The sequence below is a fragment of the Ruegeria sp. CK2 genome (assembly GCF_056536585.1).
Window position 1 is genome coordinate 31,123 of sequence record NZ_JBQFPW010000016.1, and the last position, 21,497, is coordinate 52,619.

A 21,497-nucleotide genomic window follows, 5' to 3' on the forward strand; every position below is an offset into this window, starting at 1 on the left:
TCGACAGATTTATCAATGCAAGCGGAGCTTACTGCGCCAGCCACGCCTGGAATTTGGCGTCGATGTCGTCACGGTAATCTGCCCAGAACTCGTAGTTATACAGGAACGTGTTCTTGGCGTTTTCCGGATCGGTCGGCATATGCGGCGACATTTCGATGCCCAGGTCGGCGTGCTGACCAACCAGCGGAGCCGAAGATGCGCGGGCCGGACCGTACGAGATGTACTTGGCCTGATCTGCCAGACGCTGGGTGTCGGTTGCGAACATGATGTAGTCCAGCGCGCGTTTCTGACGCTCTTCGCTCAGGCCTGCCGGGATGATCCAACCATCCAGATCGAACACCTGTGCGTCCCACAGCATGGCTACAGGTTGCTTCTGCTCTTCGATCACGCTGAATAGACGACCGTTGTAGGTCGAGCCCATGACAACCTCGCCATCCGCCAGAAGTTGCGGTGTGTCCGCACCGGCAGACCACCAAACGACACTGTCCTTGATAGTGCCAAGCTTGGCCAACGCCTGATCCTGACCTTCAGGGGTTTCCAGAACGCTATAAACGTCGTCCTTGGCTACGCCGTCACACAGTAGCGCCCATTCCATGTTGTTGATCGGGCGCTTTTCCAGCGAACGCTTGCCCGGATAGGTTTCCAGATCGAAAACGGCGCAGATATCGGTTGGCGGGGTGTCACCCACCATATCGGTGCGATACCCGAAAGTGGTCGAGTAAACGATCTGCGGAATAAAGCAGTCGCTGACGAGCAGGTCACCAAAATCATCTGCGGCGGATGTGCCATCAGGTGCTGGCGCCAGCATGGTGTCCGGGTCGATCTCCATCGCCAGACCTTCGTCGCACAGACGAATCGCATCAGCAGCCACGACGTCAACCACATCCCACGTGATGTTGCCCGCTTCGTTCATGGCGCGCAGCTTTGCCACCGCTTCTGCCGAACTGTCGTCATTCAGGATGGTGACACCTGTCTTTTCCGAATAGGGCTCGTGATAGGCCTTCAGCTGTGAATTGGAATAAGCGCCGCCCCAGGACACGATGGTCATCTCTTCGGCAGACAGGCTGCCCGCCGCCGTCGCCAGAGCAGCAGCCGTCAGTAAGGTTTTTGTTGGTTTCATGTGTTACTCCCAGTTTATCCCGTCTTGTATTTGTTCGGCCAATGCACGGGTTTTCACCAGCCGGTCCCTCAGCTTAGCTCCGCTTGTTTCGCGCAGCTTGGTCTATGCGTCCAACGCACGACAATCTTGAGCCAGCCAGCCAATCTCGATCTCCTGACCGGGGGCAAGCCGGACGGCGTCCGGCGCGTTGCGTGTTTTGACAATGAATTCGTCATTGCCAGCCACCGACATGCGGAACCGGAAAACATCGCCCATATATATGAACTCTTTGACCGTAGCTTTCAGCGTATGCGCATCGGCGTGCAGGCGGTCTTTGTTGAATTCGACCCGTTCCGGCCGGATCGACACTTTGGTCCGCTCGCCCGCCTTGTGGACGTTGATCGGAACAGCATCAATTTCGGACCCGTCATCCAACTGAACCACGCAGGTGTCGCCATCGATCGATTTCACGACACCTTCCAAAGTGTTGTTCTCACCGATGAACTGCGCCACGAAGCTGTTTTCTGGTTCCTCATACAGCTGATCGGGCGGTGCCAGTTGCTGAATGCGCCCATCGTCAAACACGGCCACGCGGTCGGACATTGTCAACGCCTCGGTCTGGTCATGGGTGACATACACGGTGGTGATCCCCAACTCGTGCGCCAGCCGGGTAATTTCGAACTGCATGTGCTCGCGCAATTGCTTATCCAATGCGCCCAAAGGCTCGTCCATCAGAACAAGCTCGGGCTCGAACACCAGAGCGCGTGACAGAGCGATCCTTTGCTGCTGCCCCCCCGACAATTGCGCGGGCCGACGACTGCCAAACTCGCCCATCTGTACCATATCCAGCGCGCGTTTGACCTTTGCCTCACGGTCGGACTTGCCCATTTTACGGACTTCCAACGGGAATGAGAGGTTTTCGGCCACTGTCATATGCGGGAACAATGCGTAGTTCTGAAAAACCATGCCTATTCCGCGCTTATGCGGCGGGATATTGTTGATGGGGCGCCCATCAAGAAGGATTTCACCATGGGTGGCGGTTTCGAACCCGGCCAACATCATCAGGCAAGTTGTCTTGCCCGACCCTGACGGCCCAAGCATTGTCAGAAACTCACCTTTTGGCAAAGCCAGATTGAGGTCCTTAACGACGAGAATTTCGCCATCATAAGACTTTTGAACGCGTTGAAATTCGACAAACGCGGCGTCGTTTGATGTTTCGGTCACAAGACCCCCTGTTTCGTCAAATGATTATCCGAAGGCATCGGATTTCATTGATCAGTGGAATCAGTTAAGACCAAGCCGAACATGTAATGCAACAATGAATGCTGTTTTTGCCAATTGAGATATCGAATTGATAACTCAATTCGCGTTATTTAGCGTCTTCATATGCCATGCCAGGCTTTGATTGCTGGAAAGCACCGGCTTTCCGATTCTGGCGCGAATCTCTGGGATGGCCGACATGGTCCTGAGATTGGTGCAACTCAGAAAAACGGCATCCACTGATGGGTCCGAGCCCAACTGCGTCGCAGCGTCGATAACGGACTGACCCGAGATACGAACAACCTTTGCTTCCTCTGCTTCGCCAAACGTGCCGAAGACATCCGTGCTTATGCCATTTTGGGCAAATGCACGACGCAGCGGGACGTTGACCTCTTCAATATAGGGCGACAAAAGGGCAAATTTTGAAACGCCGAGGTCTTCGGCGCAAGCTGCAGCGGCCCGCAGCGGGTTTGTGACCTCGACCGTATCGCAGGTTTGCTTGACCAGCTGCGCCACGCGATCAGATCCGATGACGGAACTGGCAGATGTGCACCCATAACCGACAACGCGGTAGGGCCGGGCACTGGGCAACAATCCGGCTACTGCAGGCAGGGCGGTTTCCATTTCAGCCAAACTGTCTGTGGTCACTTCAATGCCGCTTGGAATACGGCTGACATGGATCGGGTACGCCCGGTCCGAGAAATAGGCGCTGAACTCCGGTTCCAGTGTTTCGTCGGTCTGCAGAACGATCAGCCCCATCGGTGTGGCTTTGGGATCATCCGCGTCCAGTGTGTAGGGAATCAGAGTCATAGTTCGATCATCTCCGGCCCGATACGCGGGCTGATAAAGCGCGGATCACCCTCCGTGATAACGATGTTTTCTTCGTGAACCAGGATCTTGTTGTTGACCGCAATGCCCGGTTCAAGTGTCAACACCATGCCCGGTTGCAATACGGTATGATCCGTCGGAATAAGCGAGGGCCACTCGGTCAAAGACATTCCCAAACCGTGCCCCAGACGCCCGGCATCCGTGCTTTCGGCATCTGCTGTAAGCACCGCGTTCATGGCGTGAAACAGGTCCGCCGCTGTGGTCCCGGGCCTTGCCAAGTCAAAGGCGGCGTCCGAGGCTTCGATAAGCCGTGCATAAGCCGATTTCACTTCTGGTTGGGCACAGCCGATGGACCAGTTGCGGTCATAGTCGCAGAAGTATCCATCCCAGACGAGACCGGTGTCCAGCATCAAGACATCGCCATCCACCAAGGGCGTAGCGCGCGCGGGTGAGATTACATCTGTGTAACCGCCGGGTTCCGCACCACCGGCCAGATAGGGCACCCAATCAGCGCCTTCCTCAAGGCACAGCATTTGAAACCTGCGAAACACCTCGTCCAGTGCCACCCCGGCCCGGGCAATGTCGGGCACGCGCGCAAAAGCGCGACCTGCAACGTCACATGCGGTCTCGATCTTGGCAATCTCGGCGGCAGATTTGACCATTCGTAGCTGACGCAGGATCCCGTTGTCCCCTGCTATATTGCGCCCACCTATCTCGCCGTACAAACGGTTGAGATCGGCCAGCGGAATGCGTGCATGCGTCTCGTGTCCGTCGGGCATCCCGATTGTGCCGTCGCCGGGGGTGAGTTCATTCAGCGCGTCAGCCAGCAATGATACACCGTCATCGTGCAGGTCAGGTGCGATCCAGGTTCGAATGTCATTGATCCATGTTTGACCCATCAGCGCCGCTCCGATGGACGGGACTACCGCTACGGGCGTACCGTTGGCCGGAACGATCAGAAACCAGGGGCGGGTCGGGCTTTCCCAGAAGCGGGTCAGAAACCCCGTAAAATATCGCACGTCCGTTTCGGTGGTCAGCAAAAGGGCCGAAAGACCCGATGCGTTCATCAGATCCTGGGCGCGCTGTGTGCGCGCTTCAAATTCGACCTGATCAAAACCTCTCATTCGGCGATTTCGGACAGAAAACACAAGACGCGTGACCCTGCATCGATGCCCAAGGCGGCCCTGATGTCGCGGTTCAGCACAGCGGCAATTCCGGCCCCGCCCGAAGCTGTGGTTTCAAGCCCGGCTTTGGCCATTGCACACAACTGATCGGTCACTTCACTATCGGTCAAGGTCAGGAAACGATCCGCGTCTCTCGCTAAGCCGTTCAATGCGATCAACGACGGTTCCTTGCAGTCGAGACGCCCCATGATGCTGTCTGGCCCATCAGCGAAAACGCACTTCCCGGCCTCAATGCTGGCTTGCAGGGCGGGTGCGACTTCGGGCTCGACAACGATGATGTCCGGCGCGTCGCCCCAGGCTGTTCGGGCGTAGGCCGCGACGGCGCCTGCAAGGCCACCAACGCCTGCTTGCAACAGAATATGCTTCGGGGTTTCGGAACATTGATCAACCGCCTCGGACGCCATCTGAAGATAGCCTTCCATCAGGGTGTGAGGCAGTTCAAAGTATCCCTCCCAGGAACTATCAGACAGCAAAATCCACCCATTGTCGCGGGCGGCGGCGCTGGCCGCATCCATGCTGGCGGCATAGTCGTGGCCACTGCGAACCACTTGCGCATCTTGCGCGCGCAGGCGTTCGGCAAAGCTTTCAGGAACCGTTTCGGCAATATATACGACGGCATTGGCGCCAAAAATCTTTGCGCCGGCTGCAACGCTCATCCCGTGATTGCCAGCGCTGGCCGTCACGTAAGTAGTGCCGTTCAAAGTCGTCGCGCCAGGCGCGTCCGTTTTGTCTGCTGCGTGCCGTGCGATCACGTAAGCCGCCCCGAGGGCCTTGAAAGAACCCAGATTCATGCGGTGTCGTTCGTCCTTGACCCACAGGCGCGCGACAGGCGCCAGGCCTTCAGCCTCGACAAGCGGTGTCTCTTTTGCCGCTGGGCATCGTGAAAGCAAATCTGCGACACGCGCCGCATTTGTTGAAGGGTAAGGCGCGGATGGGATCAGTTTCTGTCCCCCCCGATGTGGGTTGTTGATAAGCCGCATTTCCCCTCCAAATACTCGACCTATTGACGTGAGCCGATTGGTGCAGTTGTGTCAACTGGATTTGTCCCGCAACGGAATTGTCGATGTCGCACACTGACCCCGCATCTATGCAATCGGAAAACGCCCGCTTTCCCTCGTTTTCGCACAGCTTGCTTGTGATCTTGGAATGCTGAACCGTTCTGTCGAGATTTTACGGGATTTGATCGCTTTCCCAACGGTTTCGTCGGATTCGAACCTGCAGCTCATTGACTATCTTTCGGAACAGCTGAATGCGCTGGGCGCGCGGTGTATCGTGACCCATGATGACAGCGGCGCCAAGGCCAATCTGTTTGCCTCGCTGGGGCCAGATCTGCCCGGCGGTATCATGCTGTCGGGCCATACCGATGTCGTGCCTGTCACCGATCAGGATTGGACCAGCAACCCCTTTGACATGACGGAACGGGACGGCAAGCTCTACGGCCGCGGAACGTGCGACATGAAGGGTTTCATCGCGGCGTCCATAGCGCTGGCTGAACAGATTGATGCCGCGTGCCTAAGCCAGCCACTGCATTTTGCGTTCACCTATGATGAAGAGACAGGGTGTCTGGGCGCACAAAACCTGGTCGCGGATCTGCTAGAAAAAGGAATTGTCCCTGATATTGCAATCGTCGGTGAACCCACCGAGATGCGGGTTATTGAAGGCCACAAAGGGTGTTACGAATACACCACGCGGTTCACTGGTCTTGAAGGGCACGGATCGGCGCCGGATGTCGGGGTGAATGCGGCTGAATACGCCGCGCGCTATGTGGCAAAATTGCTGGAACTGCGCGAAGCGTTGAAAGCAAGGGCACCCGAAAGCAGCAAGTTCGACCCGCCGTGGAGTACCATCAACATCGGGCGCATCTCGGGCGGCGTGGCTCATAACGTGATTGTTGGAAAGGCCGAGGTCGATTGGGAAATGCGCCCGGTTCAATTGACCGACGCGGATTTTGTCAACAGCAAGGTGGCCGACTACGTCGATGGAACGCTGAAACCCGGGATGAAAGCCGTTCACCCGCTGGCCGATATTGAGCTTGAAACCATAGCCGAGGTTACCGGGCTTGAGCCTATGGCGCAGAACGCTGCGCGGGATTTGGTGACCAAACTGACGGGTGCGAACGGAACCGACCTTGTTGCATTTGGAACCGAGGCCGGTTTGTTCCAACAACTAGGCACACATGCGGTTGTGTGTGGTCCCGGTTCCATAAATCAGGCCCATAAACCAGATGAGTATCTTGAACTGGAACAGCTAGAGTTGTGTTGCCGCATGTTGAAGAGGCTGGGTGCCCATCTGACGAATATCTGAGGCGCTTCAGCCCATCGGGCTAGCGCATAACAAACGGATCTGGGATCGGATCATCGCTGGTGCGCAACCAGATCGCTTTGACCTTGGTATAATCCAACGCGGATTGTAGGCCGCCTTCGCGCCCAAACCCGGACAAACCGTGCCCACCAAACGGCGCAATCGGGCTGACCGCCCGGTAGGTGTTGACCCACACGACCCCGGCACGAAGGCTGCGCGTCATGCGGTGTGCGCGGGTCAGGTCCTTGGTGAACACACCGGACGCCAGCCCAAATTTGGAGTCATTTGCCAATTGCAGTGCTTCATCCTCGGTGTCAAAACTCAGAACAGACAACACTGGCCCGAAGAACTCATTCGTCAGACACGGCGCGTTTGGCGCGTCCGAGCAATCAATGACTGTGGGGGGGAAGTAGTTACCGTCGCAATCCAGAGGTGATCCACCAGTGATCACTTTGGCCCCTGCAGCCTGAGACGCTGCAATCAAGTCAACGGCTGTTCGAATCTGACCTTCAGTACAAAGCGGGCCGACCTCGGTTGCCATGTCATCGGGACTGCCAATCACGACGCTTGCCGCTTTTTCCGTCAGACGGGTCAGGAACGCGTCTTTGATTTTGCCGGATATGATCAATCGCGATCCTGCGACGCAGCTTTGGCCGCTGGCTGCAAAAATACCCGAGATCTGCGCGTTGACCGCACTTTCGATATCGGCGTCTTCGAACACGATGAACGGTGATTTCCCGCCCAGTTCCAATGACGTCGATGCAAGGTTTTCAGCAGAATTTCGCACCACTTGGCGCGCAGTTTCCGGCCCACCGGTGAAGGCAACATGATCGACCTTGGGGTGGCTGGTCAGCACCGCGCCGCATTCGGGTCCAAAACCGGTGATCACATTCAAAACACCGGCAGGAAACCCGGCCTGATCAAAGATGCGAGCAAATTCAAGCATCGGGGCAGGGCCGTCCTCGGACGCTTTCAAAACCACCGTGCACCCCGCAGCCAGAGCAGGCCCGATTTTCACAGCCGACAGGAACAATTGCGAATTCCAAGGCACCACTGCGGCCACGACGCCCACAGGCTCGCGCCGCAGCCAGACCTCCATATCCGGTTTGTCGATGGGCAGATGCGCCCCTTCGATTTTGTCGGCAAGCCCGGCATAGTACCGGTAATACTCGGCGACATAGGCAATCTGAGCCGATGTCTCGCGGATGATCTTACCCGTGTCTCGGGTTTCCAGTTGAGCCAACACTTGCGCGTTTTCAGCGACCAGATCGGCAAGACGGTACAAAAGCTTACCACGGGCAGTGGCCGTCATCCCCGCCCATTCCGATGCGAAGAACGCCGTTTCGGCCGCGTCCACCGCTGCGTTCACATCTGCGGTTTTCGCTTCGGGCATCATCGCCCAAACCGACCCGGTTGCGGGATCGCGGCTTTCAAATCGCGCGGACCCGTCCGAGAACCTGCCGCCGATATATTGTTGAAACTGCTGCATTTCTTCTCCTCAGGCGAAGGCTGGCATGACGTCTTTGATGAACCGTTCCAGCGATGCCTTTTTGCGCTCGAAACTCATCCCGCTGTCGATCCAGAACGAATACTCGTCATATCCCAGATCCTCGTAGGCCTTGATGCGCTTGATCGCGTCCTCGGGCGTTGCAATAATACTGTCGCGTATCATTGCCTCGGGTGAATAGAACGGATGCGCCGAGATTTCTTCGTCCGTCAGGGTCTTGATCAACCCCTGAGACACGGGCCGTTCGTTTTTGAACCACGCGCCGAAATAACAATAAAAGCGATTGATCTCTTCAGCCGCCAACCTGACATCTTCCGCGTCCGAGGCGATATAGGTGTGGTTCAGCAACATGATCCTGGGGCGCGGAACATCTGGGAATTTCGCACAGGCCGCATTGAACGTCTCCATAAGTCGGATGATCTCTTCATCGCCCTGCCAAAGGGGCGTGACCTGTACATGGCACCCGTTTTCGACCGCAAACTCATGTGTGTTGGGATCGCGCGCGGCAACCCATATTGGCGGCCCGCCATCCTGTACAGGTTTGGGCGAAGACGTCGCGGTCGGAAACGCGTGAAATTCGCCATCCTGCGCATAGTCGCCTTGCCATAATCCCTGTAGCGCGGGAATAATTTCGCGCATGCGCTGGCCAGCCTCCCATGCGTCCATGCCGGGCATCATGCGCTGGTATTCATAGTTATAGGCGCCGCGCGCAATGCCCAGATCCAGACGACCTTCGACGATCATATCCGCCATTGCGGCCTCACCTGCCAACCGTATCGGGTGCCAGAACGGTGCCACGATGGTACCTGTGCCCAGCCGCACGTTTTTGGTTTGCCGCGCCAGATCGACCAGATTGAGGAACGGGTTCGGCGAAATGGTGAAATCCATCCCGTGATGCTCACCGGTCCAGACAGCATGCATGCCGCCTTCATCGGCCATTTTGGCAAGTGCTAGAAAGTCATCATACAGCTGGCGTTGATCCTGATCTGGCGAGGTGCGCTCCATATGAACAAACAAGGAAAAGTGCATTTCAAAGACCCTTTGTCGCGACCGGGCGAACTTCGCCTGAATTCTGATTGCCATAGTAGATGCCGAAGTTACCAAGCTCGGCTTCTTCGGCCAGACGTTCCAGCATGGTCAGGATGGCGCGATCCGTGACATCGTGAAAAGACGACGCCTCCAGTGGCACAAAAGCGCCGGTCTTCGGGATACCCTGTTCAGCCTGACACAGGAACGAGATGTGCTGAATTTTGCGACCGATATCTTCAAACACGGAATAGACAAATCCTGGCTGCGCCGTCAGGCCGGTGTTTTCGATCAGCTGTTTCAGTGCCGTCGTCGCCCCCAGCTTGGTTGCGACCATTTCGGGCAACCCAAGCCCTCCGGCTCCATCATCGACCAGCAATATCTCTCCGTTCCGCTCGATCAGGGCGGACACGACCAGATTGGTGTTTTGCGAAAGCGCCTCTGCCGCGGTTGAAGGCGTCACATACGCTCCTTGCGCATATCCAAGCCCCGGTGCCGATGCGCTGTCAAAGGCTTTGACAGCACCGATCAGGATCACGTGATCACCCGCGTCCACGGTCTGATGTAAGGTGCAATCAAACCAAGCCGACACGCCGTCCAGGATCGGTGAACCTTGCGGCCCGTGGCGCCAGTCAATGTCTGCAAACCGATCTTCGACGGGTTGCGCAAAAGTATTCGAAATGTCGATCTGGGTTTCGGACAGGACATTTACGGCAAACCCCTCGGCCTGCACCAAGGCGTCATAGTTGCGCGAGCTATTGGCGAGGCAGACCAGTACCAAGGGCGGATCCAGCGACACCGAAGTGAACGAGTTGGCGGTAAATCCAAGCGGGTGACCGGATTTATCCTGCGAGGTCACAACTGTGACGCCGGTCATGAAAGTTCCAAAAGCATTGCGCAAAGCGCGCGTATCATTCGGGGTCATTGCAGCTTCCTTTGCAGGATGGGCTGGCCCTGGTCGAGCCAGTCCAAAAGATGCGCCGTCACAGTGTCAGGTGCGGTTAGGTTTACCATATGGCGATGCCCTTTGATGATCACAGCGCGACCATTTTCCACGGCTGCCGCCATGGCGCTTGCCATTTCAGGGGTCGAGTTTGGGTCACCGTCACCTGTGATTGCCAGCAATGGGCATTCTAGCGATGCCATTCTGTCGGCATATGTTGCGTCACCACGTGCAAAGGCGGCATAGGCTGTGGCGTATCCATCTTGATCGACCGAGCTGAGCCATTCCGCGACCTTGGCTCGTGCAGTTTTTTCGATGGGGTTGTTGCCGAACCATCGCGTAAGTGGGGTTTCAAGATCAAAGCGGCCTGCAGTGATTTCTGCTGCGCGCGCGATCACCGCCTCGGTGGCGGCGGCATCCCTGCGGTAGACGCCATTCAGCAAGGCGACACGGGACGTCAAATCCGGGTATTCAATAGCAAATCCCAAAGCGACTAACGCGCCCATGGAATGCCCTGCAACGGCCACTGGGCCAAGGTCCAAGGTTTGTACGACATCATGCAACCACGCCACGAAATCGGGCAATTGGCTGTCCATTGGCAAGGGCGCGCTGCCCCCATGTCCCGGCATATCAACTGCGATCACCCGACCGGTTTGGCACAGCGAGGCGATCTGCGGTTCCCAGGCGGCTGATTGCATTCCAACGCCATGCAGCAAAACCACAGGCGTACCCGCGCCGTGATCTCTGAACGTCACGTGGCTTGCAGACTCAGACAGCTGCCGGGTTGTCAACGTCATGGCCCAATTCCTTGAGGTCCTGATATCGATCGCCGATCCTGTGATGCGGGCGACCACCGATCGAGGCCCCAAGCGCGATCAGAATCTCATCCGCAGCTGGCGCATCCGCGACCGACGTCTGGATCGTCAGATAGTGCGACCGCCTGCCCCCGTCGTTCTTGTCCATCAATGGGATCATCAACGGCGCATTGGCCGGACCCCGCGTGTTGCAGAACGACAAATAAGATTTTGCCCCGACCGCGTTCCGATAGTGGTTGCCAAAGTGCAAGGTGTGAATCAGGGCCGAGGCATGTTCGACTTCACCGTTCAATCCGACGATTGCAGATTTTCCATAGGCTTCGACATGGTCGCCGCTCCCGGCGGCGTTCAAAATCATTTCAGTCAGCATCTGCCCCAGTCCCGGGGCGCAATCGCGGATCTCGGGGGACAGGTCGTCGACAAAGCCCGCACCGGCCCATGGGTTGCGGATTACAGCCATCGCAGCAATCAGCTTTAGCGGGTTTTCAGCCACCTTGCCGCCTTCGATCAGCGTATTTTCTTCATACAGAAGCGTTTTGCGAACCTCAGCGGGCATTGGGTGTTCCTTTGATGATGTGATTCGATTGGTAATATGGTATACCATACTATGATAGGTCAATCTTACTTGTCCTCAGAACCCAACGCGGATACGAAATCCCTGATGAAATCCTCAGAACCCCCTTTGCAAAAAATCGACAAAGCGCCACAGACCCTGCGCGATATTGTGCAAGACAGGTTGCGCGAAGCGATCATTGATGGACGTTTTGCCCCTGGTCAGCGACTTGTCGAGCGACCGCTCTGTGATCAGCTTGGCGTCAGTCGGACGGTGATCCGCGAGACAATTCGTTTTCTGGAAGCGGAGGGTCTGGTGGAAGTCCTTCCCAACCGTGGCCCCGTTGTCTCGACCCTGGACTGGGCTCAAGCCAAGCAGATTTATGATGTACGCCTGTTACTTGAAGGCGCAGCAGCTGCGGCCTGTGCCCAACGTTATGGGCAGAATTTTGCCCCCGAACTTGACCGCGCCCTGAACGCTGTAAAGACGGCAATGGGTGACACTGAATGGGCCAATCTCTTGCAGGCCACGACGCGCTTTTACGAGCTTATCTTCAAGGAGGCGGGACATATCGTAGCTTGGGAGATTGTTCAGCGCCTTAACGGTAGGATCAGTCGCCTACGCGCCTTGACGCTTTCGACCCGCAGTCGCGACGGTAAGGGGCTGAAACAGTTGACGGCAATCCACGATGCGATCCTCAGCCGTGACCCGAATGCCGCCCGTCAGGCTGTTGAGGCGCACATCACCGCCGCAGCAACTGCCGCGCAAGGTTTCCTGAAAGGCGCGAAGGCCGGTTCGGGTAAAGACCTACAGCTTTGAGACATTAGTGATTCCCAGCGGCCCGAGCGCGGTGAACGCGGAACGAGGTAAGAAAATCCGTTAAGATTGGTTCCCGCTGCGGGGAACCGCAGCGATGCCCGCCAGGCGGCCTCTCTGATGGTCGCTGTCAGCGTAATCCCGTAATGCTTCAATATTGGCAATCTCTGCGTGGTTTCGGTTGATCTTAACGCCAACGGATTTCAACCGTGAGAACGCGCGGCTCAGGCTCTCGGGTTTCATGCCCAAACGTCCGGCAATCAGCAATTTGTCATATGGCAGTTCAACATCACAATCCCCGGTGTCACTGTCGCACAGGTTCAACAAAAACTCGGCCACCCTTTGCGCACCAGTCTGCGCCTTCAGTTGTTCAAGCTGGGACACCAGAGAATGCAAATGGGTAAACGTAGCCGCCAGAATCGAAACGCCGATTTCCGCGTCTTCGCGCATCAGGGACAGCAGAACCGGGCTGGGCAGATGCATGACTTGGCAAGGGGATACAGCTTCAGCGGAAACAGGGTAGGGGACATTGCGCAAGGCAACAGCCTCACCAAAGCTTTCGCCACGGGTAAAGACACTTACCACAGCCTCGGCGCCGGATGGTGACATGCGGAACAATTTGACCCATCCCGCCAGCACCACATGAATGGCCTTGGCTTCTTCCTCTTGAAGAAAGATCGTCTCGCCCCTGTCATATTCCCGCCAGATCGCATGGCTGAGCAACGTGTCGATATGGTGTTCCGGTAAGCTCTTAAGCAAAAGCGACTGTCGAGCGATCGCTTTTTGTGCTTCATACGCCACGAAGGGTCCCCCTTTTCCCTGGTCGGTGATCTGACCGGTACATCCCTCATCTACAGGCTATCCGAAACCGGTATCTCGCGCACCCGTCTTTTTCTGTTGCCCGAACTTGACAATTGTCATGTCACCGGGGGCGCCGCGCGCCTACGCTCGGCCAAAGCCAGTATTCCCGGGAGCAAGCGAGATGGATTACGAGCGATTTTTTAGCGGCAGCCTCGATGATCTGAGGGACGAAGGAAACTACCGCGTTTTCATCGACCTGCAACGGCGCTGCGGGTCTTTCCCAAACGCGCGGCAGACTGATGGCACCATCCATCGCGACGTGCGGATCTGGTGTTCGAACGACTACCTGGGCATGGGACAACATCCTGCGGTAATCGGCGCTATGCATGACGCGCTGGACCGTTGTGGCGCGGGCGCAGGCGGCACGCGTAACATCTCCGGAACAACGCATGATCACGTCCTGTTGGAGGCAGAGCTTGCTGATCTGCACGACAAAGAAGCCGCGCTGTTGTTTACCTCGGGCTATGTGTCGAACTGGGCTGCCCTGGGAACGCTCGCTGCTAAAATCCCAGGCTTGATCGTGTTCTCGGATGCATTGAACCACGCGTCGATGATCGAAGGCATTCGCCATTCGCGCGCGCAGAAGGTGATTTGGAGGCATAACGATTTGGCAGATCTTGAGGCCAAGCTGGCTGCCGCAGATCGTGACGCCCCCAAGATGATTGCCTTTGAATCGGTCTATTCCATGGATGGCGATATCGCCCCCATCAAAGAGATCTGTGATCTGGCCGACAAGTACGGCGCCATGACATATCTGGATGAGGTCCATGCCGTTGGGCTTTACGGTCCACGTGGTGGCGGTATTGCCGAACGCGAAGGTCTGATGCATCGCCTGACAGTGATCGAAGGCACACTGGGCAAAGCATTCGGCGTGGTCGGCGGCTATATCGCGGCATCGGTGGCGCTGTGTGATTTTGTGCGCAGCTTTGCCAGTGGGTTTATCTTCACAACGGCTTTGCCACCGTCTATTGCGGCAGGCGCAGCGGCTTCGATCCGGCATCTGAAACGGTCAAATTGTGAACGTGATTTGCAAAAGGTCCGCGTGGCACAGGTTCGAGCCCGGTTAGATGCTGAAGGTATTCCATACCTGCACAATCCAAGCCACATCATCCCGGTGATGGTTGGTGATCCGGTCAAATGCAAATTCATCTCGGACACACTGTTGGAGGAATTCGGTATTTACATCCAGCCGATCAACTACCCAACCGTTCCCAAGGGCACCGAGCGTCTGCGGATCACGCCATCTCCGGTTCATACGGACGAAGATATCGCCCATCTGGTCGGCGCATTGTCGGTTCTGTGGCAGCGGTGTCAGATCGCAAGGATGCCGATGGCGGCACAATAGTCAAAGCGTCACTTGTTTGGAGAATTGCCGCCCGGTCGGGCGGCTTTTCCGCACTCAAATCAAATAGAGAACAAAGATCACGACCGCCAAAGCCGTCAGAACCAATGTGAACCCGCGCAACCAGGCCGGACTTTGGGCAAGGTCGAGGTAGCGGGCGAGAATTACGCGTGTTTTGATCAAGGCAAGCAACAGTATACCCGCTGCGGCAATCTCTGGCATGCCGGGCAGCTTCGTCAGTAGCGCTGTGACAGAACTCAGCGTCAACAGAGTGAGCCATGCGCATGAGAGAGGGTTAGGGTGCCTCCGGCGGGAGTATTTGCGAAAAGATGAAGCTTTGGGCACCGCTCTTATCCCAACAGGTAGATCACTGGAAACAACATGATCCACACCAGATCGACCATGTGCCAGAATTGCGCGCCAGCCTCGACGTTGCGGGGGTCATCCCGCCAGGCAACCAGCAGCAGGATAGCAGTACCTGCCAGCACATGGGCGGCGTGAAACCCCGTCAGCAGATAGTAGAACATGAAAAACGGGTGGGTCTCGAAGGTGATGCCCTGCGCCGCTTTGCCTGCGTATTCCGTGCTCTTGATGAACAGGAAAACGACACCCAGTGCGGACGCGCCAATCAGGGCTATTCGTGCCGCGACGCGCTGGGCGGCACGGCGCCAATGCAACGCTTGTGCCGCCAGGTGTCCGGATGTGACCAGAACCGCCGTGTTCAGCGCCGCACCGGTGCGATACAGATGAGACTGCGCCTCGGCAAAGCCAACCGGGTCGGTCAGGCGGACGCTCATGAAGGCGACAAGCCCTGCGCCAAATACTAGCAGTTCCGAGATGATGAGCACCCACATCAGCAACTCGCCCGGCAGCTCGTCGATGAGGGATGCGTCGCTCATGCGCCGACCAGTTGGCGGTAGATCTGCGGCAGGGCCATGGTCAGGCGTTGTGGGTCGGGGATGACAGCAAACCCCCCTTGCCCAAACATGCGTGGGAACCAGCTTTTTCCGGTTTTGTCGATGGTGAGGCCAAAGACCGATTGGCCAACCCGACGGGCCTCGCGGACCGCCTGCCGCGTGTCTTCGATGCCGTGACGGCCTTCGTAATGGTCCAGATCGTTGGGTTTGCCATCAGTGATCACCAGCAGCAAACGACGCTTGCGGGACTGGTCTGCCAGATCAGACGAACAATGGCGGATCGCTGCACCAAGACGGGTGTAGTGGCCAGGCCGCAGCGACGCGATGCGTTGCTCAACCGTTGTGCCCATAGCTTCATCAAAACGCTTGCAGCGCTGGACATAGACACGCTGGCGTTTCAGCGAACTGAAGGCATGGATGGCAAAATCATCGCCGCAGGCGTTCAGACCCCATGCCAGGGCCGCCAGTGCTTCGCGTTCGATGTCGATCACCGCGCGACCTGTGACAGCGCTTTCAGTGGACCGGCTGACATCCAGCAAGATCGATACCGCCAGATCGCGGGCCTCTGGGCGGGATTGCATCCAAATGCGCTCGTTTCCTTCACCGCTGGCTTTTCGGTCCACGGCGCTGCGCACGGCGGCCTCGACATCCAGTTGATCTCCATCCAGATGGCCGCGCGTCATCACACGGCCTGGGCGAAGAGCTTCGAACTGGCGTTTGACGGCGCGGATGCGGCGGGCGGTGGCGGGGTCTTTGCCGAATTCGGCGGCATCCTCGCGGATATCGGCATCCGAGAGAAGGACGTTGACGTGATCAGGCAGATACCGTCCGGTGCGCACGTCCCATTCGGGATAGAGAATTCGGCCCGACAAACGCTCGCGGTTCACATCCTCGGGCGCGAGATCCAGATGCAGTTTCAGCTTGGTGGGCGGCCCTTTGGAGATTTGCCCAAGGCCGATCTCTTCCTGATCGTCAGCGGCCTTTTTGGCATTGTCGGGATCGTCGTCATCAATGCGTCGGTTGATATTGAGGAACTCGGCCCAGCTGAGGATTGCTTCGAACTTGTGCAGAATGAAACTGTCACTGCGCGAGGCTTGATCGGATTTGCGGCGGCGGGCGCGGTGGGTTTTTTCGCCAGTTTCTTCAGGCGGGCCTTCGGTATCGGGGTTTTCAACTTCGGTGTGTTCGGAAAACCCAACGGCACGCAGGTCGGGCCACAAAGGGACCGGGCGGAAATTCTGGTACCCGCGCGGCGCGGTGAGTTCGTTGTCCAGCATCAACAGCTGCTCGCCTTTCGCAGGCATGGGCTGAGGATCTCCCAGCATGTGGCGGATCAGGTCTTCGACCGCGGCTTCTGCAGGTGGCAGGTTCGGAATATCGCGCTGGTGCAGCAAGCCTTTGCAAAGCTCTGTGTAAAGCGGGCGCAGGCCGGGGGCATCGTCCAGCGTGGCCAAGACCGTCGCTTGCGCAGCTGTTAGAGCGCTGAGATCGGCGCGCAGGGGGTCTTCTTCTTCAATTCGGGTTCCGGCGTGGGCAGCGACAGCCGCAAGCCAGACATACAGTGCGCCATTGGCTTCGCGAGCTGGAAATACGGCCAGCCGATCTGGCAATCGCAACACTTCGCCATCAAACGAGGCGCGCGGCATCAATTCCACTTCGGTCCCCAACCTGCGTCGCCAGCTTAGGCGGTGGTGCGAGACCTCGGGCGAGACCGGGCGCAATTCGACGCCCGGGCTACCCCCCAATCCTCGGAAGAGGACGGCCAGCCGCCCCGCGACCTCGGAAAGGTCGACCGCGGCTCCATCGTGCACCTGGGGTGCATCAAGGCGGCTGGCAAGGGTGTGCCACAGTTTCCCGATTGTTTCTTCGGGTTCCCATGGCTCAAAATCGATCTTAACCATCAGTTGGCCTCACCCAAAGACAGCCGTGACAAGATCGAGGAGCCCGCGTTTGACATCCTCGTCATCGGTCAGAGGCTCGATCATAGCGGCAAGGATGGCGCGGTCTGTTGACATGCCTTGCGCGATCAGTGTCGCGGCATAAACGACCAAACGGGTAGAGACACCTTCCTCAAGATCCTGCCCCTTGAGCCCACGCAGCTTGCCCGCCAACCTGATGAGTGGCTTACAGCGTTCGAGCGTTAAGCCACTTTCCTCGGCGACAACCTGTGCTTCCATCTCAGGCGAAGGAAAGTCGAATTCCAGCGAGATGAACCGCTGCCGGGTCGAGGGTTTCAGGGTTTTAAGGATGTTCTGATATCCGGGGTTGTAAGATGCCACCAGCATAAAGCCGGGGGTGGCCTCAAGCTCCTCTCCGGTGCGATCAATTGGCAGGATGCGCCGGTCGTCGGTCAGCGGGTGCAACACGACAGTCACGTCCTTGCGGGCCTCGACCACTTCGTCCAGATAGCAAATAGCTCCCTCGCGCACCGCGCGGGTCAGCGGACCATCGACCCAGACGGTTTCCCCGCCTTTCAGCAGATAACGCCCGATCAGGTCGGCGGCAGCAAGGTCATCGTGGCAGGCCACGGTGTAAAGCGGGCGGCCGAGACGGGCGGCCATATGCGCGACAAAGCGGGTCTTCCCGCAGCCCGTCGGACCTTTCAGCAGGACTGGCAGGTCGTTGTTGTAAGCGGCGGTGAACAAGTCGCATTCGTCGCCTTGGGCGAGGTAGAAGGGGGCGTCAACCGCCCCCGGTTCCATTTGTAAGGAGCCATCCATATCCATCACTCCGCAGGGGTTTCAGCGGCACCAGGTTCGATGATCTCTTTCCGGGGCACCCAGATGGCGTACATGAACAACAGCGCGCCAAGGACCACGACCAGACCAGATCCAAAGCGCATCCAGTAAAAGATCGCGATCTGATCCTGCACGTCCATGAAGTAATCACCGATCACCCGCTGCATATGCGTTTGAACGGTTCCACCAAAGGTCAGCACGAACGTCATAAAGACCATGCCGCTGGTCATCAGCCAGAAGGATCCCATGTTCAGCACCTGATTATACGGATCCCGGTTTTTCAGGATCGGCATTGCATAGCTGAAGATCGCCAGGTTGAGGCAGACATAGGCACCGTAGAAGGCCAGGTGACCGTGGGCCGCGGTGATCTGTGTGCCGTGGGTATAGTAATTAACCCCGTGCAGCGTGTGCAGGAATCCCCAGACACCGGCACCGAAGAAAGCCAGCGTGGCACAGCCCAGCGACCACAGCAGCGCAGCCTTGTTGGGGTGGTCCCGACGACCCTTCCAAACCATGACGAAGGCAAAGGCCATCATCGCAAAGAACGGGATCACTTCGAGGCTTGAAAAGATCGATCCAATCCACTGCCAGTAACCGGGGGTACCGATCCAGTAGTAGTGGTGGCCGGTTCCCAAGATGCCTGAGAACAGCGCGGCGGCGACAATGACATAGAGCCATTTCTCGACTATTTCGCGGTCCACACCTGTCAGCTTCAGCATCAGGTAGGCCAGAATCGAGGCCATGATCAGTTCCCAGACACCTTCGACCCACAGGTGAACAACATACCACCAGTATTGCTTGTCCAAGGACAGGTTGCCCGGATTGTAGAAGGCAAACAGGAACAGCAGCGCCAGACCCCAGAGACCCAGCAACAGGATGTTGGTGATCGCGGTCTTCTTGCCCTTCAGAACGGTCATCGACACGTTGTAAAGGAAGATCAGCGCCGCCACGACGATACCGGCCTTGACCCATTTGGGTTGCTCAAGGAACTCGCGCCCCTCTTTGCCCAGCAACCAGTTCCCTTCAAACAAGTTGAACGTATAGGTCAGCACCACGCCCAGCGTGCCGACCACAAGGATCAGCAGCTGCAGATAGGCCAGCTTGGTCGAGTGTATCTCACGCTCGGCTTCTTCCGGGATCAGGAAGTAAGCCGCGCCAAAGAAGCCCAGGATCAACCAGACGATCAGCGCGTTGGTGTGCAGCATCCTCACGATGTTGAACGGCAGCAGCTCGCTCAGGAAATTGGGGGATACATAGATCCAACCTGCCAGCAGGCCGCCCAGCACCTGGATCACGAAAAGGCCCATCGCTACGGCAAAGTAGGCATAGGCGATTTTTTGGGATTCGTATTTCATTTCTCCGTTCCCTTCTCAGCCCGCTTCATTCGGGGGCCAGCCCTGAGCGTCGATATTGTCTGTCCAGATCAGGAAGTTGGTCAGATCGCGGATTTCTTCGTCGCTGAGGTTGAATTGCGGCATCTGTCGGCGACCGGGAATTTCGGTCGGTTGCGCTTCCATCCAGCCTTTGAGGGCTTCAAAGGCCGATTCCGGGTCGTCCAGAACGCCCCAACGTGTCATCACGTTGCCGACTTCGGGGGCAAAGTAAGCCCCTTCACCCAGAATCGTATGGCAGTTGATGCAGGCGTGTTTTTCCCAGATATGTTTGCCCCGGACGACGCTGTCATCCAGTTTCGCCGCGTTCTCGGAATTGACGATGTACAGATGGGAATGGGCCGACAGGGCCACAAAGATAAGAATGAAGAACAGTGACCCGCCATAGAAAATATTGCGAGCCATGCTCTTTGTCATGACTTCTCGCATCGCGCTCTCCTTTGCGCCGATTAGCTAGTAGAAGCACAATGAAGACGGGGTGACGCGACTGCCTTAACGAAAGTCAAGACGGGCCGCAGGAAACCAATCGTCCTGTCAGGGCTGTGAGGCCAAGCGCGATCCGGTAAGTGCGGGCCACATGGCAATGAGGTACAGCGCGATGGCCGCAATCCAGAGCCCATCCGCCACCAGCATTGCGGTCAAGTAACCGGCATCTATCCCTGATCCAAACCACCTGAGCAAAGCCGCAACAGCCATCAACCCATAAGCTGCGGCCATCGACGGCGGCGCGACCAAAGCTCGACCCGTATGACCCAGCGCGGCGCGGCTCATCATGGCCAGGGTCATGCCGCCAACGCAGCCAATGCCAAGAACGTGTAATGCGGCGACTTCATTGCCATAGCCCAATACTGCTGATCCCCATAGCACCAGACCCAGTGACAGCATGCCAAGACCCAGATGCAGAGCAATCAGAATCGGCTGGCGCAGGGCCCAACCCGCCCGCCAACGTGCCATTCGCGTGGCTTGCACTATTCCCAGCGTCACAGCCAGAACGCCGGTAAAACCGGTTGCGCCAACTGCCAAAGCGCTCAGCGGTAGGGCCAAGGCCAGCCCCAGTGCCGGCTTGTCCAGACGCGCGGCAGATACCGGCCAGGCCGCTTCGGGTTCACCGGCCCGCTTCATCGCGTTGCGGGTAAAGGCCGGTGTGATCCGACCACCCAGTATCGCGATCATGGCGCAAAGCGTCAGCAGACCGGCGCGCAAGCCGGTCTGCAACGTCTCATCTGTTGCACCGACCCATTCCAGGTGGGTCATCAGATTGGCGAGCCATATGAATGTAAGCAGAGCCAGAAATACCATGTTCTGCGGTTTTGGCCGGCGGATCAGTTGGCTGGCGATCTTGGCAGCAAGAACCGGCACAAATGCCAGATCGATCACAGCCACCACACCCGGCGATAAAGACGCCGAAAACCACATCGCAAGCCGCCCTGCGAGCCAAAGCGTAGCGGCCAAAGTGATAAAACCTGCGCGTGCCTCAGGGCTGCCGGTCCAGTTTGGGACGGCGGTTAAAAAGAACCCACCCAACGCAGCGGCGGCATATCCAAAAATCATCTCATGGGCGTGCCACGTCGGTGGGGTCATCGCATATGGCGCCGCCTCGAAGTGCAAAGCGCCGGTCTGCATTACCAACCACACACCCCAAGCGCCGCCAGCAAACAAACCGTAGAGCCCGGCGAACAGGAAAAAAATGCGAAAGCCCTCTGCAAAAATACGTGTGATTGCCGCTGGCATGGCTGCTGTCCTTGGTCCGGAATCTGTGTGGTCCAGACCTAGCAGTGCGGTTTTGCCCCTGACTTAACCAAAATCAAAAGGGTGAAAATATGTGTTTAAAACACAGGTTTTTCGCAGTCTTTTTTGCGCAATTGAGGGGGTTTCTTAGCGGGATTCCGCCCCTCTCGTTGACTTTGGTCAAGGAG

General features: G+C 57.4%; 21 protein-coding genes. 3 read left to right on the top strand and 18 right to left on the bottom strand.

Annotated features, from left to right (window positions below; genetic code table 11):
* Window positions 1-28: 28 nt before the first annotated feature.
* From ACR0BU_RS20125 to ACR0BU_RS20145, 5 genes are all read right to left on the bottom strand, one after another.
* Window positions 29-1,120, bottom strand: coding sequence for an extracellular solute-binding protein (locus ACR0BU_RS20125; RefSeq protein ID WP_298937616.1), 1,092 nt, complete (start codon window positions 1,118-1,120; stop codon window positions 29-31).
* Between the two features lie 102 nt (window positions 1,121-1,222).
* The gene (locus tag ACR0BU_RS20130) at window positions 1,223-2,323 is read right to left on the bottom strand and encodes an ABC transporter ATP-binding protein (protein ID WP_298937615.1); all 1,101 of its coding nucleotides are present in this window, start codon (window positions 2,321-2,323) and stop codon (window positions 1,223-1,225) included.
* Between the two features lie 135 nt (window positions 2,324-2,458).
* Window positions 2,459-3,169 carry a maleate cis-trans isomerase family protein gene (locus ACR0BU_RS20135; protein WP_480736644.1) on the bottom strand — a complete coding sequence of 237 codons (711 nt, stop codon included), beginning with the start codon at window positions 3,167-3,169 and terminating at the stop codon, window positions 2,459-2,461.
* Window positions 3,166-4,311 (bottom strand): M24 family metallopeptidase, encoded by a 1,146-nt coding sequence (locus ACR0BU_RS20140; RefSeq protein ID WP_480736643.1) that lies wholly within the window; start codon window positions 4,309-4,311, stop codon window positions 3,166-3,168. The genes ACR0BU_RS20135 and ACR0BU_RS20140 overlap by 4 nt, the downstream gene beginning before the upstream one ends.
* Window positions 4,308-5,351 (bottom strand): pyridoxal-phosphate dependent enzyme, encoded by a 1,044-nt coding sequence (locus ACR0BU_RS20145; protein WP_480736642.1) that lies wholly within the window; start codon window positions 5,349-5,351, stop codon window positions 4,308-4,310. The genes ACR0BU_RS20140 and ACR0BU_RS20145 overlap by 4 nt, the downstream gene beginning before the upstream one ends.
* A gap of 166 nt (window positions 5,352-5,517) precedes the next feature.
* Between ACR0BU_RS20145 and argE the strand changes: the two genes are divergently transcribed.
* The gene (gene argE / locus ACR0BU_RS20150) at window positions 5,518-6,675 is read left to right on the top strand and encodes an acetylornithine deacetylase (protein ID WP_480736641.1); all 1,158 of its coding nucleotides are present in this window, start codon (window positions 5,518-5,520) and stop codon (window positions 6,673-6,675) included.
* 19 nt (window positions 6,676-6,694) lie between these two features.
* Here argE and ACR0BU_RS20155 read toward each other — a convergent pair whose 3' ends face one another.
* Genes ACR0BU_RS20155 through ACR0BU_RS20175 form a run of 5 tightly spaced genes read right to left on the bottom strand, consistent with a single transcriptional unit; the run spans window position 6,695 to window position 11,519 of the window.
* Entirely contained in the window at window positions 6,695-8,161 is a 1,467-nt protein-coding gene (locus ACR0BU_RS20155) for an aldehyde dehydrogenase (RefSeq protein WP_480736640.1), read from the bottom strand.
* Window positions 8,162-8,170: 9 nt separating this feature from the next.
* Window positions 8,171-9,208: an LLM class flavin-dependent oxidoreductase gene (locus ACR0BU_RS20160; RefSeq protein ID WP_480736639.1), complete on the bottom strand. Its 1,038-nt coding sequence runs from the start codon at window positions 9,206-9,208 to the stop codon at window positions 8,171-8,173.
* A 1-nt stretch (window position 9,209) separates the two neighbouring features.
* Window positions 9,210-10,130 (bottom strand): flavin reductase, encoded by a 921-nt coding sequence (locus tag ACR0BU_RS20165; protein ID WP_480736638.1) that lies wholly within the window; start codon window positions 10,128-10,130, stop codon window positions 9,210-9,212.
* The gene (locus tag ACR0BU_RS20170; protein ID WP_480736637.1) at window positions 10,127-10,945 is read right to left on the bottom strand and encodes an alpha/beta fold hydrolase; all 819 of its coding nucleotides are present in this window, start codon (window positions 10,943-10,945) and stop codon (window positions 10,127-10,129) included. Before ACR0BU_RS20170 ends, ACR0BU_RS20165 begins: the two co-directional genes overlap by 4 nt.
* Complete coding sequence (locus ACR0BU_RS20175; RefSeq protein ID WP_299084442.1) at window positions 10,917-11,519, bottom strand: amino acid synthesis family protein; 603 nt, start codon at window positions 11,517-11,519, stop codon at window positions 10,917-10,919. The genes ACR0BU_RS20170 and ACR0BU_RS20175 overlap by 29 nt, the downstream gene beginning before the upstream one ends.
* Before the next feature lie 105 nt (window positions 11,520-11,624).
* Here ACR0BU_RS20175 and ACR0BU_RS20180 point away from each other — a divergent pair, with 105 nt between their 5' ends.
* Window positions 11,625-12,335 carry a GntR family transcriptional regulator gene (locus ACR0BU_RS20180; RefSeq protein ID WP_480736635.1) on the top strand — a complete coding sequence of 237 codons (711 nt, stop codon included), beginning with the start codon at window positions 11,625-11,627 and terminating at the stop codon, window positions 12,333-12,335.
* A 60-nt stretch (window positions 12,336-12,395) separates the two neighbouring features.
* Here the strand turns inward: ACR0BU_RS20180 and ACR0BU_RS20185 are convergent, their stop codons facing one another.
* A complete protein-coding gene (locus tag ACR0BU_RS20185; RefSeq protein WP_298937632.1) occupies window positions 12,396-13,133 on the bottom strand; it encodes a Crp/Fnr family transcriptional regulator in 738 nt (245 codons plus the stop codon).
* Window positions 13,134-13,314: 181 nt separating this feature from the next.
* On the opposite strand from ACR0BU_RS20185, the gene hemA reads away from it, so the two are divergent.
* A complete protein-coding gene (gene hemA / locus ACR0BU_RS20190; protein ID WP_480736633.1) occupies window positions 13,315-14,538 on the top strand; it encodes a 5-aminolevulinate synthase in 1,224 nt (407 codons plus the stop codon).
* Between the two features lie 54 nt (window positions 14,539-14,592).
* On the opposite strand, the gene ACR0BU_RS20195 is transcribed toward hemA, so the two are convergent.
* The 7 genes from ACR0BU_RS20195 to ACR0BU_RS20225 all read right to left on the bottom strand — a co-directional run bounded on the left by ACR0BU_RS20195 (window position 14,593) and on the right by ACR0BU_RS20225 (window position 21,312).
* On the bottom strand, window positions 14,593-14,925 hold the full coding sequence (locus ACR0BU_RS20195; RefSeq protein WP_480755757.1) for a cytochrome C oxidase subunit IV family protein: 333 nt from the start codon (window positions 14,923-14,925) through the stop codon (window positions 14,593-14,595).
* Complete coding sequence (locus ACR0BU_RS20200; protein ID WP_480736629.1) at window positions 14,886-15,434, bottom strand: cytochrome c oxidase subunit 3; 549 nt, start codon at window positions 15,432-15,434, stop codon at window positions 14,886-14,888. The genes ACR0BU_RS20195 and ACR0BU_RS20200 overlap by 40 nt, the downstream gene beginning before the upstream one ends.
* On the bottom strand, window positions 15,431-17,353 hold the full coding sequence (locus ACR0BU_RS20205) for a nitric oxide reductase activation protein NorD (RefSeq protein ID WP_480736627.1): 1,923 nt from the start codon (window positions 17,351-17,353) through the stop codon (window positions 15,431-15,433). Before ACR0BU_RS20205 ends, ACR0BU_RS20200 begins: the two co-directional genes overlap by 4 nt.
* A 9-nt stretch (window positions 17,354-17,362) precedes the next feature.
* Window positions 17,363-18,172 carry an AAA family ATPase gene (locus tag ACR0BU_RS20210; protein ID WP_480736626.1) on the bottom strand — a complete coding sequence of 270 codons (810 nt, stop codon included), beginning with the start codon at window positions 18,170-18,172 and terminating at the stop codon, window positions 17,363-17,365.
* A 5-nt stretch (window positions 18,173-18,177) separates the two neighbouring features.
* Complete coding sequence (locus ACR0BU_RS20215) at window positions 18,178-19,545, bottom strand: cbb3-type cytochrome c oxidase subunit I (RefSeq protein WP_299084429.1); 1,368 nt, start codon at window positions 19,543-19,545, stop codon at window positions 18,178-18,180.
* Between the two features lie 15 nt (window positions 19,546-19,560).
* Window positions 19,561-20,010, bottom strand: coding sequence for a c-type cytochrome (locus ACR0BU_RS20220; protein WP_299084427.1), 450 nt, complete (start codon window positions 20,008-20,010; stop codon window positions 19,561-19,563).
* A 105-nt stretch (window positions 20,011-20,115) separates the two neighbouring features.
* On the bottom strand, window positions 20,116-21,312 hold the full coding sequence (locus tag ACR0BU_RS20225; RefSeq protein ID WP_480736624.1) for an NnrS family protein: 1,197 nt from the start codon (window positions 21,310-21,312) through the stop codon (window positions 20,116-20,118).
* Between the last annotated feature and the right edge of the window lie 185 nt (window positions 21,313-21,497).